The organism is Candidatus Arthromitus sp. SFB-turkey (assembly GCF_001655775.1).
Classification (GTDB): domain Bacteria; phylum Bacillota; class Clostridia; order Clostridiales; family Clostridiaceae; genus Dwaynesavagella; species Dwaynesavagella gallinarum.
Window position 1 is genome coordinate 20,303 of record NZ_LXFF01000027.1, and the last position, 13,034, is coordinate 33,336.

Sequence of the window (13,034 nt, forward strand, 5' to 3'; positions counted from 1 at the left end):
GTCAAAATATAATTCTTACAAACACAATATACAAGACTATAATAAAAGCTTAAATAAAATAATGGTTTTAGGTCTTACTGGCATGGCTGCTCTCGGAGCATCAATGCTTATTATTGAATCTAACAGAACAAATGCTTCTACAATTAATAAAACATCTGAAACTTCTACCCATTCATCAAATACAAAAACACATTTAAAATTACCCACATTAACCCCCAAAACCATTCAAACACATGAAACTAATCAGTAAATCCATTAAAAAAATCACCAAAATTCACCCCAAACAAATTCTATAAAAAACAAATGTAAAATAATAACAATACCAACTTAAAATTAAATTATCACTTTAATACAAAAAAATAGTCCTCATGAAAGAGGACTATTTTTAATTTGTTTTTTGTAAAATCTAGAGTAAATAAACAAAACCGTTCCAGCTATTACTAGTATTAAAGAAACTATCTGTGATATTCTAAAAATTCCTAAATATAAACTATCTGTTCTCATACCTTCTATAAAAAATCTTCCAATACCATAGAAAATTCCATACAAGTATGTTACTTCTCCAGAATTTTTCCTAAACTTATTGAAAAATATCATGAGAATTATAAATACTACAACATTTAAAACACTTTCATATAAAAAAGTTGGATGAACCGTTACAAACTTTCCATTTTCCATTATAGTCATTGCAAAAAGAGAATTTGTCTCATATCCATAAGCTTCTTGATTTACAAAATTTCCCCATCTACCTATAGCTTGAGCAATAGCAAGAGCTGGAACTATACAATCCGTATAATCTAAAAATTTTTGTTTCTTTACCATAGTATATATTAAAACAGTAAGAGCACCAAAAATTATAGCTCCATATATTGCAATTCCGCCTTCTCTTAAATTAAATACACTTAATAAATCATCTCTATACAAATCAAAATTAAAAACTACATAATAAATTCTAGCTCCAATAATCCCAAATATTATCATGTAAAAAAATACATCCATAAATAAATTCGTATCCAACTTCATCGCTTTTGCATTTCTATATGAAATCATCATGGCTACAATAATTCCAAAAGTTATTATTATAGCATACCAAGCAATATCTATTCCAAAAATAGAAAATGCTATTTTATTCACCATAAATTCTAGCCCAAGATTTGGGAACGATATTTTATCCATTATACCTCCAATTTTTATTGTCTATTTTTTTCCATAAATTCTTCAATTTCTTCAACGGTTTTAATTATACCTTTTGATAATACTTCATAACCATCTTTTGTAACCAAAACATTATCTTCTATTCTAATACCTATTTTTTCATCTTCTATGTAAAGACCTGGCTCAACTGTTACAACCATACCTTCTTTATAAACAACATCTCTTCCTCCAACGTCATGAGTATCAAGTCCTAATAAATGACCTATACCGTGATAATAATATTTAGAAATTTCATCACGCTCATTTATTTTTCCAATTTTTTTAAGTCCTAAATATAAATTCTCTTTTGCAATTTCATTTAATTCTTTTTGAGTAACACCTGGACAAATAGCTTCAATTACTTTAAGTTGAGCATTTAACACTATGTTATATAATTCTTTTTGTCTTTCTGAAAATTTACCATTTGATGGAAAAGTACGAGATATATCCGCTTTATAACAATCTTTTTCTGCTCCCAAATCAAATAAAACTAAATCTCCATCTTTAATCTTACTATCATTTTCTATATAATGTAAAATTGTTGCATTCTCTCCTGATGCTACTATAGATTTAAAGGAAGTATTCTCAGCTCCACTATATTTAATCATAAAATCGAAATATGACTCTATTTGGTATTCATACATATTAGGTTTCAAATTTTTCAAAATATTTATAATACCGACTTTTGTAATATCAATAGATTCTCTAATTTTTAAAATTTCAACTTCATCTTTTACCATTCTCAAATTTGATAAAATAGGATAAATATTTTTAATTACTAAGTTTGGATACTTAAGTTTTAAATTATTAGCATAGTTTTCAGAATATAAAACATCATGTCTATAATCATCACGATCAAAATCAAAATAAACAGTTGGACTCTCTTCTTCTAAAAATATTTTATTTAAAAAAGTATCAAATTCATCTAAGTACTCTACTTCTTCAACAGAACTTATAGAAATAGCCTCATATTTTAAAATAGTTTTTCCCACCCATTTTATTTTATCTTTATCTCTATTTTCAATAAAAAGCGTAGACTTTATTTCACCATTTATTTTTTTCATAAAAAGAATTAAATTTTCATTTTTAAGTCCTGTTAAATAAAAAAAATTCTTATTTACATTAAAATCATAATTTTGATCCCTACTAAGTCTTATTTCTTTACCAGAAAAAATAATGCACATATCACCATTTCTCATGGTATTTGATACATTATTTCTTCTTAATAAATAAATATTTTTCATAAATTCCCTCCTTATTTAATTTTCTTAGAAATTTTATCAATCATATCAATTGTCATTTTATTTAAATCATACTCAAATTTAAATCCCCATTCATCCTTTGCACAAGAACTATCAATAGAGTTTGGCCAACTCTCTGCAATTTTTTGTCTAACAGGATCTACTTCATACTCAATTTCAAAATCTTTAATGTGCTTTTTAATTTCGCTATAAATTTCTTTTGGAGAAAAACTCATAGAGCTAATATTGTAAGCATTTCTATTTATAAGCTTTCCTTTATCTGCTTCCATTAAACTTACTATAGAATTTAATGCATCTGGCATATACATCATATCCATATAAGTATTTTCATCTATATAACATTTATATTTTTTATCACAAATAGCCTTATAATAAATTTCAACAGCATAATCCGTAGTTCCTCCTCCAGGAAGAGTCATATAAGAAATAAGTCCTGGAAAACGAACACCTCTTGCGTCTACACCAAATTTTTCAAAATAATAATCACAAAGAAGTTCTCCTGAAACTTTTGTAATACCATACATAGTATTTGGTCTCATAATAGTATTTTGAGGCGTATTATCTTTAGGAGTGGTATTTCCAAATACAGCTATGGAGCTTGGAACAAATAATTTTAAGTTCAGTTCACGGCAAACTTCTAAACAATTTAAAATACTTCCCATATTAATATTCCAAGTATTTTTAGGATTTTTCTCTCCATTTGCAGATAAAAGGGCTGCAAGATGTATTATAGTATCAACTCCATATTTTTTAGATACTTCAAAAATTTTATCTCCATCTAAAACATCCAAAATATGAAAAATCCCATCACCTGTAATTTCATTATCTACACTTTTAATATCAGTTGAAATAACATTAGAAATTCCATATTCTTTTCTTAGTTTAAGAGTTAATTCACTTCCAATTTGTCCAAGAGATCCAGTAATTAATATTTTTTTCATTTTAAAAACCTTCCATAATGTAAATTTATATAACTTCTAATTCTTTTCCAATTTTCTCATATATACTTAAAGCTTCATCTAAAATATCTTTAGAATGCTGAGCTGTAGGCATATTTCTTATTCTTCCAGTTCCTTTTGAAACAGTTGGAAAAACTATAGCTTTAGCATAAACTCCATTTTCAAATAATTTCTTAGAAAAGGCTTGAGTTTTATTTTCATCACCTATTATACATGGCGTTATAGGAGTCTCACTTTTTCCTATATTAAATCCTAAATTTTTAAGTCCTCTTTTAAAATAATTTCCATTTTCCCAAAGCCTTTGTACTGGTTCAATACTAAAATTTAATATTCTTATAGCTTCAAGTGCTGCAGCTGCACTAGCTGGTGTTAAAGATGTAGAAAATAAAAATGGTCTAGCCTTAACTTTTAAATAATCTATTAAAAGTTTACTTCCAGCAACATACCCTCCAACAACACCTATTGCTTTAGATAATGTTCCCATTTGAAAATCAATTTTATCTTGAAGTGAAAAATGCTTACAAGTACCAGCACCATTTCCCATAACTCCTGTTCCATGAGAATCATCAACATAAGTTATTAAATCATATTTTTCAGCAACTTTAACAAGCAAAGGTAAGTTTACAACATCTCCATCCATAGAAAAAACTCCATCTGTTATAATCATACCTTTGTTAAAATCAAGACTATTTTTTGCTTCTAATATTTTTTCCTCTAAATCTTTCATATCATTGTGTTTATATCTTACAATTTTAGCACCAGATAACCTACAACCATCTATAATCGATGCATGATTTAATTCATCTGAAAATATACAATCTCCTTTCATCATAACAGAAGAAATAACTCCTATATTACAATTAAAACCAGATTGAAATGCAATCGCATCTTCTGTTCCTTTAAAATTTGCAATTTCTTTTTCAAGCTCATCATGAATTAAAAGTGTTCCATTTATAGTTCTAACAGCACCAGCACCAACACCATATTTTTCTATGGCTTCTATAGATTTTTCCATTATAGTTTTGTGAGTTGTAAATCCCAAATAGTTATTTGATGATAAATTTATAAATTTTTTCCCATCTATATTTATTACACTTTCATTTGAACCATTTAAAATTTGTATCTCATTGTATAATCCATCTTTTTTCAAAGAATTTAAAGAATCTTTCAAAAATAAATTAAGAGTTTTATTTGACATAAAATTATCCTCCAAATTTTTACTGTTAACTAAATACTATTACATTATAGCATGTCTTAAAATATTTTTTTATAATATAAACTAAAGGAGGTATTAAAATGTTTTACGTAAGAAAACGAATTATGTTATCTTGTTCCCATAATTTAAATCTTCCTTACGAGACACCTTGTAACAATCTTCATGGACATAACTACGTAATATACATTCACTGTAAATCTAAAAATTTAAATGAAAATGATATGGTTGTAGATTTTAAAGAGATAAAATCTAAAATACATAATAAACTAGATCACAAAAATATAAATGAAGTTTTAAACTTTCATCCTACTGCTGAAAATTTAGCAAAATGGATATGTCATGAAATTACCAATTGTTATAAAGTTGAAGTTTATGAAACTGAAAATAATTTAGCAATATACGAAATTGATTAGAGGTGATTATTTGGATAAAAACATAAATTTAGAAAATGCGGTTAAAACCATATTAAAAGAAATTGGAGAAGATTTAAATAGAGAAGGCTTAATAGATACTCCAAAAAGAGTTTCAAAATCACTTAGGGAAATTTTAAATGGATATAATGAAAATATTGAAGAAATAATGAGTAAAAAATTCAAATTACATAATCATTCAAAGGATATCGTAAAAATTAATTCAATTGAATTTTTTTCATTATGCGAACATCATCTTCTACCATTTTTTGGACACGTTAACATTGAATATATTCCAAAAGAAGAAATACTAGGATTATCAAAATTCGGTAGACTAGTAAACGCCTTTTCAAAAAGACTCCAAGTTCAAGAAAAGTTAACTAAGCAAATAGGGGAAACAATAGTTAAATATTTAAACTGCGATTATGTAAAAGTTCATATAAAAGCATCTCATATGTGTATGACTATGAGAGGAATTTCAAAAACTAGTTCTTATACAGAAACAGAATTTGTATACAAAAAATAAAAGGCATAGAAAAACCTATGCCTTTTTAAAATATAACTGCTAATATAAAAAACAATCCAATACCTACTGTTACATAAAATTGAAGCCTTTCTTTTGCACTCATTTCACGCAACCCTTGTTCTATATCATTTTTTATATCTCTTAAAGATATCATACAAACCACCTTAAATATTAATAACTAAACTCTCCTAGAGAATCAAATTTTATAAACCAATCTGCGTTTGCAATACTAAGCATTTTTTCCTGATCAATAACTTTATCATCTGCCTTATCCTCTCCAGCCATTATACTTGTATGTATCGCTTCATTTCCATTTTCTTCTTCTAATAAACCACTACTAGAATTTTTTGTTTCATCATTTTCAACAGTTTTATTATCATATTGCCTATCTATATTTAAACCATATATATCAACAAGTTGTTTTTTTAATAGTTCTTTAAGTTCTTCAACTTTTAAAATTTCAGAATCTAAAGTTTCTTCCTTAACCTTAAGAGAGTTTAAAGTTTCATTTAATTGCTTATTCTTCTCTTCATATTCAAGTTGTAATTTCAAAAGTTTGTCATTTTCTTCTTTAAAAGTTTTTTCCATAGAAAGTCTTTCTTCTGCCAGTTTTTGTTTTTGAAAATTTAGATTTTCTTCAAAACTCTTAACATTTTCAAATTTATCTTTAATAAAAAATATTCCACCAAATATAGTAAGAGATAGAATTATAAAAATCGTAAATCTTATTAAATATTTTTTCTTCTTTAATTGTTCACCATTTATTCTTGAATGCACATTAAAATTTTCATTTTTAATTACTTGTAATCCACTATTATTCATATCAAACTCCTAATACTCTTCTCATACTAAATGATACAAAAGACATTAATATAAAACATGATATTGTAGTTTGAAATATTTTTATAATAAATGTAACAAGTAATTCCCTTCCACTTGTTAAAAATTGTTGTACTGGTTCAACTCCTATAAAACATGTAAGTAAACCGACTATCATTAAAAAACCTTTTACTATTCTCAAGAAGAATACAACTCCTTAAATTAATTCTCCTTCGTATAATATATTAAAAAACCTTAATAAAAATTTATTCATTTTATTTATTTTTTATGTTAATTAAAAAATATTATTTTTGTAATATTTATAGCGAGTATAACTCCAATTATTTCAGATAAAATAGCAGTCCAAAGTGTATGTCTTATTTTTTTTATTTTTACCGCCCCAAAATAAAGAGCAATAGTATAAAATATAGTTTCAGTAGATCCCATTAAAACAGAAGATAATACACCTAAAAATGAATCTGGACCAAAATTCTTCATATTATCTGTAAAAATTCCAAGTGCTCCACTACCTGATAAAGGTTTTATAAAAATTTGAGTTATAACTTCTTTTGGTACTCCCAAAACATTTGTAAACGGTTCAATAAAATTAATTATGTACTCAAGTATTCCAGATTCTCTAAAAACTTTTATAGCTAAAAGCATACATAAAAGATAAGGAAAAATATTTTTACATATTTTAAGCCCATCTTTAGCTCCTTCAACAAATACTTCATAAACCTTAACTTTCTTAAACACACCATAACTTACTATAAACAAAATAATAATTGGAATAAATGAAGATGATATTAATGACATTTTTTCACCTCCAATTAAAAAATTCTTTGAAGAATTTTACAAATAATAACTGAAATTATACTGGTTAAAAAAGTTGTAGTAATAATTCCAAACATAACTACTCCATGATTAGAAGACCCCTCAATAGCTCTAATAGATAAAATTGTTGTTGGAAATAATTGAATACAATTAGCATTTAACACTAAAAAAAGTGCCATATCATTAGAAGCAATGCCCTTTTTTTCATTAACAACATCAAGTTCCTCCATAGCTTTTATACCAAATGGAGTTGCAGCATTTCCAAGTCCTAAAATATTAGCAGTTAAATTCATAACCACAGGTCCCATAACCTTTTCATTATTCTTTTCTTTAAATAAAATTTTCAAAATTGGTTTTAAAATTTTAGAAATTTTATTTGTAAGACCACTTTCTTCTGCAATTTTCATGATTCCACACCATAAACACATAATACCCACTAAAGAAATTACAAATGTTACAGTAGAAGAAGTTGAATCAGTTATAGCTTTAGTAATTTTTTCTCCACTTCCATTAATTAAAGAAACAATTAATCCAGATCCTATCATAAAAAACCAAATATAATTTATCAAATAATCACCCCAAATAACTTTTAAGATAATTTTATTTTTCTTATTCTCTTTTTATGTTAAAAAAGAAAAAAAGAGCACAATTACCTTGTGCTCTCTCTCTCTATTAAATTATGTGATACCACGTAATTTAAATTATCAACATGCTCATTATTAATAATTTTTAAAAGCATTCTCATGCCTATTGATCCTAAATCATAACTTGAAGGATCAACTGTTGTCAATTTAGGATAAAAAACCGATGACATTAAAGTATTATTAAATCCTATAACTTCACAATCATTTGGAACTTTTATATTATTATCTCTTAAAGCATTTATTGCTCCCATAGCTAATTCATCACACGTACAAAATACTCCGTTAAAATTAATACCTTGAGATATCTTCTTTTGCACATAATTATAGCCATTGTTTAAAAACGGCTTACAAAAACAAACAAGCTCATCTAAAATCTTTAAATTATTTTCAAGTAAAGCTTCTGTATATCCCTTAAATCTATAAGCAGAAGCATTTAAAACATCTTTATGATCTCCTATATACAAAATCCTATCTCTTTTATTTGAAATAAGTTTATTAACCGCCTCTTTAGCTGCTTCTACATTGTTTATTGTAATATTTGGAATATTTTTATTATCAAACTTTGTTTCAATTAAAACAGTTTTCATGTTAAGTTTTTGTATAATACTTAAAACATCTTCATCTAACGAATTACTCATAAAAAGTAAACCATCTACCATCTTTTCTTTTAGTATATATACATATTCTTTCTCTTTATCAAGATTCAAATCTGAATTACACAAAATTATATTATAATTATAAATATTTGCAACATCTTCAATCCCACGTACTATCTCTGGGTATAAAGAATTCGAAATATCAGGAATTAAAATACCAATAGTTCTTGTTCTTTGAGTCTTTAAACTTCTAGCTATAATATTAGGTCTATACCCTAATTTCTCAACAGCATCTCTAACTCTTTTCTGTGTTTCTTCATTTACAACTTCAATTCCATTTAAAACCCTAGACACAGTTGCAATGGATACTTTTGCTTCTCTTGCAACATCTTTAATCGAAATAGCCATAACTACATTTGCTACACTTAGTAACTGCTCCTCTCTTAAAATTTTATATTTTCAAAATATCTAACGTCAATATTTCTCCATTTATATTTAAATCAATATAATTTAAATTGTTTTCTTCAAATAATATATCAACTGTTAAAGTTTCCTTTTTTATATTATCCTTATACTTTTCAATGACATTAATTAAACTTTCACTATTTTTTATATAAATTCTTATTTTATCACTTACTTCAAAACGTTTTTCTTTTCTTAGATTTTGAATTTTACTTATAATTTCTCTAACAAATCCTTCTTCTTTCAAAGTTTCATCTATACTCGTATCAAGTATAACTCCTATAGATCCTTCTCCAGAAAAAGCATACCCTCCAAGTCCATTCATATTTATTAATAAATTTTCTTTACTAAGTAAAATACTTTCTTCTCCTAGATTTAACTCTACACTTTCACCTTTATTTAATTTCAAAGCAAGATCCATTTGATCACTTTCATTTAAAAATTTACGTATAGTCGGTATATGTTTTCCATAAGCCTTACCTATTATAGGTAAATTAGGTTTAATATCAAAATTAACATACTTGCTTATATCGGCATTAAATTCAATTTCTTTAACATTCAATTCTTCTTTTATAATGGAATGATAATATATTTCTAAATTTTCCCCACTAACTAATATTTTATAAAGCGGTTGTCTATTTTTTATATTAGCATTATTTCTCGCACTTCTTCCAAGTTTTACAATTTTATAAGCCAAATCCATATGTTTTTCAAGATCTTTATCAATTAAATTTTCATTACATATTGGAAATTTACATAAATGTATACTTTCTGGAGAATTTTTATCAATATTAACAACAAGATTTTGATAAATCTCTTCTGTAATAAATGGAATAAATGGAGACAATAATTTTGATAAATCAACCAAAACTATATAGAGAGTCATAAATGCACTTATTTTATCCTCATCTACACCACCTATCCAATATCTGGATCTATTACGTCTAACATACCAATTTGAAAGCTCATCAACAAAAGTTTCAATTTTAAATGCAGCATTTGTTATTTTATAAGATTCAAGTAAAGAATCTACCTCTTTAATCAAAGTATTTAATTTAGATAATATCCATTTATCCATAATGCTTACAATTTTAAAATCTCTATGTTTTGAAGGATCAAATTTATCTAAATTAGCATACAAAACGTAAAAAGAATAAACATTCCAATAAGTTGATAAAAATCTTCTATGAACTTCTTTTACATCATCTTCTGAAAATCTAGATGGAAGCCATGGATAACTTGATGTATAAAAATGCCATCTAACAGCATCTGCTCCCAAAGAATCTATAACTTCATTTGGATCTACAACATTTCCTAAATGTTTTGACATTTTTTTACCATGTTTATCTAGAACATGACCTAAAACTATACAATTTTCAAAAGGACTTTTATCAAAAATCGCAGTAGAAATAGCCATTAATGTATAAAACCATCCTCTTGTTTGGTCAACAGCTTCTGATATAAACTGTGCTGGAAAATTTTTCTCAAATAATTCTTTATTTTCAAAAGGATAATGATATTGTGCAAAGGGCATGCTTCCAGAGTCAAACCAACAGTCAACAACTTCTTTAGTTCTCTCCATTTCCTCTCCACACTTTTCACACTTAAGTTTCACATTATCAATAAATGGTTTATGAAGCTCAATATCTTCTGGAACATTTATTCCCTTTTCTTTAAGTTCAGAGATAGAACCAATACATTCTCTATGTGAGCATTTACATTCCCAAATAGGAAGAGGAGTTCCCCAATATCTATCCCTTGAAATACTCCAATCTATTACATTTTCTAAGAATTTTCCGAATCTTCCAGTTCTAATATTATCAGGATACCATGAAACCTCATTATTATTTTTCAAAAGATTTTCTCTAATAGCAGTAGTTTTAACATACCAACTATCTTTTGGATAATAAAGAAGTGGAGTATCGCATCTCCAGCAATGTGGGTATGAGTGAGTATATTTTTCAGATTTAAATAAACTATTTTTATCTTCTAATAGTTTTATAATTTTTAGATCACAATCTTTTACAAACATACCTTTGAAATCTGTTATTTCATCTATAAATTTTCCTTGAAGATCTACTGGATTTATAAAAGGTAAATTATATTTTTTTCCAAGTTTATTATCATCTTCACCAAAAGCAGGTGCAATATGTACAATACCAGTACCATCAGATAAAGTTACATAATCCCCATGAACTACATAAAAACCTTTTCCCTCTGGTTTTATATAAGAAAGTAATTGTTTGTACTCAAGATTTAAAATTTCTTCCCCTTTAAACTCTTTTAGGATTTCATATTCTATATCTCCTAAAACCTTTATTAAATCCTTAGCTAAAATAAAAATTTCATCTTCCACTTTAATTTCAACATAAGTGTAAGATTTATTAATAGCAAGAGCAGTATTTGAAGGAAGAGTCCAAGGAGTAGTTGTCCAAGCTAAAATGTATTTATTTTCAAATCCTTTAACTTTAAATTTAACAACAACAGTATTATCTTTAACGTCTTTATATCCTTGGGCAACCTCATGTGAGGAAAGACCAGTTCCACATCTTGAGCAATAAGGAAGAATTTTATGACCTTTATAAAGCAAATCTTTCTCCCACATTTCCTTAAATGCCCACCAAACAGATTCTATATAATTGTTGTGATACGTTACATATGGATTCTCCATATCTACCCAATATCCAATTTTTTTAGACATTTCTTCCCACATCTCAACATATTTAAAAACGTTATCTTTACATTCATTTACAAATTTACTAACACCAAATTCTTCAATTTCTTTTTTACCAGATATTTTTAATTTTTTCTCAATTTCAAGCTCTACAGGAAGACCATGAGTATCCCATCCTGCTTTTCTTAAAACTTTATATCCTTTCATAACTTTGTATCTTGGAATTATATCCTTAATAACACGAGTTATAACATGACCTATATGAGGCTTTCCATTAGCTGTTGGTGGACCATCATAAAAACTAAAATACTCACCATCTTCATTTAATGCAAAATTTTTACTTACAATATTATTTTTTCCCCAAAAATCGAGTATATTTTTATCTATTTCACTCATAGAAACACTAGAATCAACTTTTTTATACATAAACTCCTCCAACAAATTAATTTCTCCCTAGAAACTAAAAATACTTCACTCTAAAATTTAAAGTGAAGTATTTTAAATCATTTTTTAAAATTATAAATTCATATAGTAAAATTGTCAATTACGTACACTTCCTATTAATTTAAAAAAATAATTTTAGTTTCAATTCGTATATGAAAACAAAGATAATTATTTATGAAGTAACTCACATCTTAACCTATCTATCTTAGATTTTATTCTAGAGTAATCACTAAGTTTAAAGGCAGGATCTAATCCTACAGTTCCTACTATAACGATGATAAACTTATTCCTACACAACCACCAATTACTCAGCGATTCATAAAACCCTCTTCTATGTAAAACTCTATTTAATCCGCTTATAACACTTAAAACTTATATAAATTTTAAATATTAGTTTTCATATCCAGGTGAAGGTAATGAAGGCCCAGTTCTTGGTAATACTCTAGACTCTGGTGGAATAGGTGGATAAATAGTATCATTAATTTCATCACTTAATCTATCTATTTGACTGGGCTTATCAAGATTAGAAACCCCAACTCCAGCAAGTCCTCCTACCAATCCTAAAACTGTAACCATACCTGCTCCAACAACTAACCAACGCAATTTCATAAAATTCCCCCTCCTTTTTCTTTAAATTCAATTTACTTACCTAGAATTAATAAATCCTTTTCCGCCAGGTGGATCTATATTTATATCATCTGCTATTAATCTACTTGTCCTTAATTCATCTTTAAGAATTTCAATTTTTTCATCATAAACAGCTTTTTTGCTACCTTCAATTCCAAGTCCAACACTTAAACCAATTACTGTTGCTAAACCTAAAGTTCCTCCAAGTAAAACTTTTCCAAGTCCAACACCATTACCAGGATTAAACCCCACGATACACACCTCCTAAAAACACAAAAAAATTTATTTTAAAAACCATGATGTAAATTCACAATATATTAATAATATTATATAATAATTTACATTTAAACACAATACTTTTTAAACT

Annotated in this window: 17 protein-coding genes; 2 read left to right on the top strand and 15 right to left on the bottom strand. The window is 26.6% G+C overall.

Annotation, left to right across the window (positions count from 1 at the left end):
• Positions 1-36 precede the first annotated feature (36 nt).
• The 5 genes from A6P36_RS08110 to A6P36_RS05405 all read right to left on the bottom strand — a co-directional run bounded on the left by A6P36_RS08110 (position 37) and on the right by A6P36_RS05405 (position 4,613).
• Complete coding sequence (locus A6P36_RS08110; RefSeq protein WP_156507983.1) at positions 37-207, bottom strand: hypothetical protein; 171 nt, start codon at positions 205-207, stop codon at positions 37-39.
• 159 nt (positions 208-366) lie between these two features.
• Positions 367-1,176, bottom strand: coding sequence for a prolipoprotein diacylglyceryl transferase (gene lgt / locus A6P36_RS05390; RefSeq protein WP_066761741.1), 810 nt, complete (start codon positions 1,174-1,176; stop codon positions 367-369).
• Between the two features lie 14 nt (positions 1,177-1,190).
• Positions 1,191-2,438, bottom strand: coding sequence for an aminopeptidase P family protein (locus tag A6P36_RS05395; RefSeq protein WP_066761743.1), 1,248 nt, complete (start codon positions 2,436-2,438; stop codon positions 1,191-1,193).
• 11 nt (positions 2,439-2,449) lie between these two features.
• On the bottom strand, positions 2,450-3,397 hold the full coding sequence (locus A6P36_RS05400; RefSeq protein ID WP_066761745.1) for an L-threonine 3-dehydrogenase: 948 nt from the start codon (positions 3,395-3,397) through the stop codon (positions 2,450-2,452).
• A gap of 25 nt (positions 3,398-3,422) precedes the next feature.
• The gene (locus A6P36_RS05405) at positions 3,423-4,613 is read right to left on the bottom strand and encodes a glycine C-acetyltransferase (RefSeq protein WP_066761747.1); all 1,191 of its coding nucleotides are present in this window, start codon (positions 4,611-4,613) and stop codon (positions 3,423-3,425) included.
• A gap of 98 nt (positions 4,614-4,711) precedes the next feature.
• Here A6P36_RS05405 and A6P36_RS05410 point away from each other — a divergent pair, with 98 nt between their 5' ends.
• The gene (locus A6P36_RS05410; protein ID WP_066761749.1) at positions 4,712-5,044 is read left to right on the top strand and encodes a 6-pyruvoyl trahydropterin synthase family protein; all 333 of its coding nucleotides are present in this window, start codon (positions 4,712-4,714) and stop codon (positions 5,042-5,044) included.
• Positions 5,045-5,054: 10 nt separating this feature from the next.
• Positions 5,055-5,567 (top strand): GTP cyclohydrolase I FolE, encoded by a 513-nt coding sequence (folE, locus tag A6P36_RS05415; RefSeq protein ID WP_066761752.1) that lies wholly within the window; start codon positions 5,055-5,057, stop codon positions 5,565-5,567.
• 25 nt (positions 5,568-5,592) lie between these two features.
• Here the strand turns inward: folE and A6P36_RS08455 are convergent, their stop codons facing one another.
• The 10 genes from A6P36_RS08455 to A6P36_RS05455 form a co-directional block, all read right to left on the bottom strand.
• Complete coding sequence (locus A6P36_RS08455; RefSeq protein ID WP_255363893.1) at positions 5,593-5,721, bottom strand: hypothetical protein; 129 nt, start codon at positions 5,719-5,721, stop codon at positions 5,593-5,595.
• A gap of 17 nt (positions 5,722-5,738) precedes the next feature.
• Positions 5,739-6,389 (bottom strand): hypothetical protein, encoded by a 651-nt coding sequence (locus tag A6P36_RS05420; RefSeq protein ID WP_066761756.1) that lies wholly within the window; start codon positions 6,387-6,389, stop codon positions 5,739-5,741.
• A gap of 1 nt (position 6,390) precedes the next feature.
• Entirely contained in the window at positions 6,391-6,588 is a 198-nt protein-coding gene (locus A6P36_RS05425; RefSeq protein ID WP_066761757.1) for a hypothetical protein, read from the bottom strand.
• Between the two features lie 89 nt (positions 6,589-6,677).
• On the bottom strand, positions 6,678-7,202 hold the full coding sequence (locus A6P36_RS05430; protein WP_066761758.1) for a spore maturation protein: 525 nt from the start codon (positions 7,200-7,202) through the stop codon (positions 6,678-6,680).
• A gap of 14 nt (positions 7,203-7,216) precedes the next feature.
• A complete protein-coding gene (locus A6P36_RS05435) occupies positions 7,217-7,789 on the bottom strand; it encodes a nucleoside recognition domain-containing protein (RefSeq protein ID WP_066761759.1) in 573 nt (190 codons plus the stop codon).
• A gap of 80 nt (positions 7,790-7,869) precedes the next feature.
• Entirely contained in the window at positions 7,870-8,868 is a 999-nt protein-coding gene (locus A6P36_RS05440; protein ID WP_066761761.1) for a LacI family DNA-binding transcriptional regulator, read from the bottom strand.
• A 43-nt stretch (positions 8,869-8,911) separates the two neighbouring features.
• Positions 8,912-12,022 (bottom strand): isoleucine--tRNA ligase, encoded by a 3,111-nt coding sequence (gene ileS / locus A6P36_RS05445; protein ID WP_066761763.1) that lies wholly within the window; start codon positions 12,020-12,022, stop codon positions 8,912-8,914.
• A 186-nt stretch (positions 12,023-12,208) separates the two neighbouring features.
• Positions 12,209-12,337, bottom strand: coding sequence for a hypothetical protein (locus tag A6P36_RS08460; protein ID WP_255363895.1), 129 nt, complete (start codon positions 12,335-12,337; stop codon positions 12,209-12,211).
• Positions 12,338-12,430: 93 nt separating this feature from the next.
• Positions 12,431-12,649 carry a hypothetical protein gene (locus A6P36_RS05450; RefSeq protein ID WP_066761765.1) on the bottom strand — a complete coding sequence of 73 codons (219 nt, stop codon included), beginning with the start codon at positions 12,647-12,649 and terminating at the stop codon, positions 12,431-12,433.
• A 36-nt stretch (positions 12,650-12,685) separates the two neighbouring features.
• Positions 12,686-12,919 carry a hypothetical protein gene (locus A6P36_RS05455; RefSeq protein WP_066761767.1) on the bottom strand — a complete coding sequence of 78 codons (234 nt, stop codon included), beginning with the start codon at positions 12,917-12,919 and terminating at the stop codon, positions 12,686-12,688.
• Positions 12,920-13,034 lie beyond the last annotated feature (115 nt).

What these genes read in the sequence shown, in the direction of transcription:
- lgt (WP_066761741.1), bottom strand. Translation starts at nt 1,176, where the DNA reads ATGGATAAAATATCGTTCCCAAATCTTGGGCTAGAATTTATGGTGAAT.
- A6P36_RS05395 (WP_066761743.1), bottom strand. Translation starts at nt 2,438, where the DNA reads ATGAAAAATATTTATTTATTAAGAAGAAATAATGTATCAAATACCATG.
- A6P36_RS05400 (WP_066761745.1), bottom strand. Translation starts at nt 3,397, where the DNA reads ATGAAAAAAATATTAATTACTGGATCTCTTGGACAAATTGGAAGTGAA.
- A6P36_RS05405 (WP_066761747.1), bottom strand. Translation starts at nt 4,613, where the DNA reads ATGTCAAATAAAACTCTTAATTTATTTTTGAAAGATTCTTTAAATTCT.
- A6P36_RS05410 (WP_066761749.1), top strand. Translation starts at nt 4,712, where the DNA reads ATGTTTTACGTAAGAAAACGAATTATGTTATCTTGTTCCCATAATTTA.
- A6P36_RS08455 (WP_255363893.1), bottom strand. Translation starts at nt 5,721, where the DNA reads ATGATATCTTTAAGAGATATAAAAAATGATATAGAACAAGGGTTGCGT.
- A6P36_RS05420 (WP_066761756.1), bottom strand. Translation starts at nt 6,389, where the DNA reads ATGAATAATAGTGGATTACAAGTAATTAAAAATGAAAATTTTAATGTG.
- A6P36_RS05430 (WP_066761758.1), bottom strand. Translation starts at nt 7,202, where the DNA reads ATGTCATTAATATCATCTTCATTTATTCCAATTATTATTTTGTTTATA.
- A6P36_RS05440 (WP_066761761.1), bottom strand. Translation starts at nt 8,868, where the DNA reads ATGGCTATTTCGATTAAAGATGTTGCAAGAGAAGCAAAAGTATCCATT.
- ileS (WP_066761763.1), bottom strand. Translation starts at nt 12,022, where the DNA reads ATGTATAAAAAAGTTGATTCTAGTGTTTCTATGAGTGAAATAGATAAA.
- A6P36_RS05450 (WP_066761765.1), bottom strand. Translation starts at nt 12,649, where the DNA reads ATGAAATTGCGTTGGTTAGTTGTTGGAGCAGGTATGGTTACAGTTTTA.